The 2653-nt window shown below is 73.5% G+C and carries 4 protein-coding genes; all 4 read right to left on the bottom strand.

The window, feature by feature from the left end:
- Positions 1-474: YciI family protein (locus tag ESO86_RS15190; RefSeq protein ID WP_129235731.1), on the bottom strand; the 474-nt coding region annotated here is incomplete at its 3' end.
- 130 nt (positions 475-604) lie between these two features.
- Positions 605-922 carry a thioredoxin family protein gene (locus tag ESO86_RS15185; RefSeq protein ID WP_129235730.1) on the bottom strand — a complete coding sequence of 106 codons (318 nt, stop codon included), beginning with the start codon at positions 920-922 and terminating at the stop codon, positions 605-607.
- A 37-nt stretch (positions 923-959) separates the two neighbouring features.
- Positions 960-1964 (bottom strand): isopenicillin N synthase family dioxygenase, encoded by a 1005-nt coding sequence (locus tag ESO86_RS15180; protein WP_129235729.1) that lies wholly within the window; start codon positions 1962-1964, stop codon positions 960-962.
- 324 nt (positions 1965-2288) lie between these two features.
- Positions 2289-2653 (bottom strand): LysE/ArgO family amino acid transporter (locus ESO86_RS15175; protein WP_165307964.1); only part of this gene is annotated, 365 nt, incomplete at its 5' end.

Genomic DNA, 2653 nt, shown 5'->3' with positions numbered 1-2653 from the left:
GGGACCGTCGTCCTCCGCCGAGCCGCCGTCGGCCGCGGCGCGCTCGCCGCCGGGCTCGACGACGACGAGCATGAGGTACCGGCGCCCCTGCGCAGGTCGCTCGGCGAACCCGGCCGGCACGATGCGCGCGTCGGGGTCGGCGTCGGGCCACCGCACGAAGGGGCGGATCTCGACGCGCCCGAACGAGGCCACGGGATGCCTCGACGCGATCTCGATCGCCTCGTCGAGGTCGCGCGCGTCGATGACGTCGAAGCCCCCGATCGACTCCTTCGACTCGCTGAACGGCCCGTCGGCCACGAGCAGCTCGCCACCGCGCACGCGCACGGTCGTGGCATCCTGCTCGGGGCGCAGCCGTTCGCCGTACTCCGAGACGCCGCGCGCCTCGACGTCGTCCACCCACTCGCCCACGTTGTCGTCGGCGGGCACGTAGGGGAGCGCGTCGGCGCCCTCGGCGTAGAACAGTGCGTACTCCATGGCGGAATCCCTTCTCTCGGTCACGCTACGCACGTACGACGAACGGCGGAACCCGCGTTCGACACGGTGAGTGTCCGATTCCGGCGGGTGCGGCGCGACACCACCGACATCGATCGGACACTCGCGCGGCTCAGGCCCGCGAACGAGCGTGGTCGCGGAGGCGCTCGACCACCTGCTCGAGCGTCGGCAGCCCGGCGGGCCCGTCGGGCGTGGCGAAGACGCGGCAGGCGAGCTCGGTCACCGGCACCTCGGTCGGGAACAGGTCGTCGCCGTCGACGCTGATCGTCGGCGAGCCGGCGAACGCGGTGCCGGCGGCCTGTTCGGGCGACTCGATCAGGCGCGCGGAGACCGGCTCGGAACGCCCCAGGACCTCGAGCGCGTCCTGCACCAGCCGACCGGCGCCGCGCCAGTTGGGGCAGTCGTCGATGTGCAGGACCTCGATGCGCACCTCCCCATCATCCCGCGGTGCGGCGTCGCGCGGGCGGTCAGGCCCCGACGAGCAGGCGGGGGTGCTGCGCCTCGACCACGTTCGGGTGCGCGCGCAGTCGGCTCTTCAGCCAGTTCTCGCCGAAGACCGCGTGCAGCGGGTTCGCCGGGTCGTCGGTGACGCCGGGCGCCTCGGCGGCGAGGGCCGGGGGCAGCTCGATCGTCGGGATCGTCGCGTCGAGCGAGGGCCCGTGGAAGTAGGGGATCGAGATGCGCTCGGTGCCGGGCTCGGGCGAGACCACGCGGTGCAGCGTCGCCTTGAGGTAGCCGCCGGTCGCGATCTCGAGGAGCTCGCCGATGTTCACCACGAACGAGCCGGACGGCGGGGTGACGTCGATCCACTGGCCGTCCTTCTCGACCTGGAGGCCGGCCTTGCCCTCCTCGACCGAGAGGAGCGTGAGCACGCCGAGGTCCTTGTGCGCGCCGACCCCCTGCGCCGGCTGCTCGGCCTCGACGCCCGGGTAGCGCACGACCTTCATGTACGGCGACGGCGTCGCGAACGCGGCATCGAACGCGTCCGACGGCGCGCCGAGCGCTTCGGCCCAAGCGCGGAGCAGTCGCGTGCCGACCTCGTCGAGGCGGGCGATCCACTCCTCGGCGACCTCGCGCAGCTCGGGCAGCGACTCGGGCCAGAGGTTCGGGCCCTGCAGGACCCAGTAGTCCGGCGTGTCCGGTCCGACGGGCACGGCCGGTCGCTCGGCCCCGATGTCGACCTGCTCCCGGATGTCGACGCGGCCGAGCGTGCGCTCGCCGCCCATGCGCGTGTAGCCGCGGAAGTGCGGGCTCTTCACGTTCTCGATCGCGAGCTTGTGCGACTCGGGCAGCGCGAAGAACGCGCGCGCGACCTCGTACGCGCGGTCGATGAGCTCGGCCGGCACGCCGTGGCCGACGAGCGAGAAGAAGCCGACCTCGTGGGTCGCGCGGCGCAGGTCGTCGCGGAAGGCCGCCTGCTGCTCGGGCGTGCCGTTCAGCAGGGAGAGGTCGAGGACGGGGATGCCGGACATGTGCTGGTCCTTTCGAGGGTGCCGGGAGGGTGGTGCGCCGACGATGCGGCCCCGGCATCCTTCGACGTCGGCCCGTGGCATCCGGTTCGGGCCGTCCCTCGTGGTCGAGGGTGCTTCGAGACGGATGCCGCTGGGCTGACGCGGACGCGTCGGATGCGGCGTGAGCTGGGCTGCGGTCGGCGGCGCGTGAGGAATCGCGCCCTGGGATCGTCGGGGAGGACGATCGCCTAGCGGCGACAGCAGCGACAGGTGTGGGTGCTCACGATGGCGGACACGCTAGCACGGGTGGGGCCGTGATCCGCAATCCCCCGATCGGGCGGGAGGTCAGGCGGGGAGCACGAGCGAGACCGCGATCGCGAGCATCACGACCGCGATGATCCCGTCGAGGACGCGCCAGGCGCGCGGGCTCGCGAGCAGGCCGCCGAGGAGTCGAGCGCCGTAGGCCAGGCCGAAGAACCAGGCGGCGCTCGCGATCGCGGCGCCGAGCGCGAACGTCCAGCGGGCGTCGCCGTGCGTGGCGCCGACGGAGCCGAGGAGCACCACGGTGTCGAGGTACACGTGGGGGTTCAGCCAGGTGAGCGCGAGGCAGGTCAGCACGACGGGGAGGAGGCCGGTGCGGGCGGATGGCGTGGTGGCCGTCGCCAGGGTGCCGCCCGGGCGGGCCGGGGCGCCCGCGGTGGCGGCAGCGG

The organism is Agromyces binzhouensis (genome assembly GCF_004135055.1).
Lineage (GTDB): Bacteria > Actinomycetota > Actinomycetes > Actinomycetales > Microbacteriaceae > Agromyces > Agromyces binzhouensis.
The sequence above is the reverse complement of the archived record's forward strand: the minus strand, read 5'-3'. Positions and strand labels throughout refer to the sequence as shown.

What these genes read in the sequence shown, in the direction of transcription:
- ESO86_RS15180 (WP_129235729.1), bottom strand. Translation starts at nt 1,964, where the DNA reads ATGTCCGGCATCCCCGTCCTCGACCTCTCCCTGCTGAACGGCACGCCC.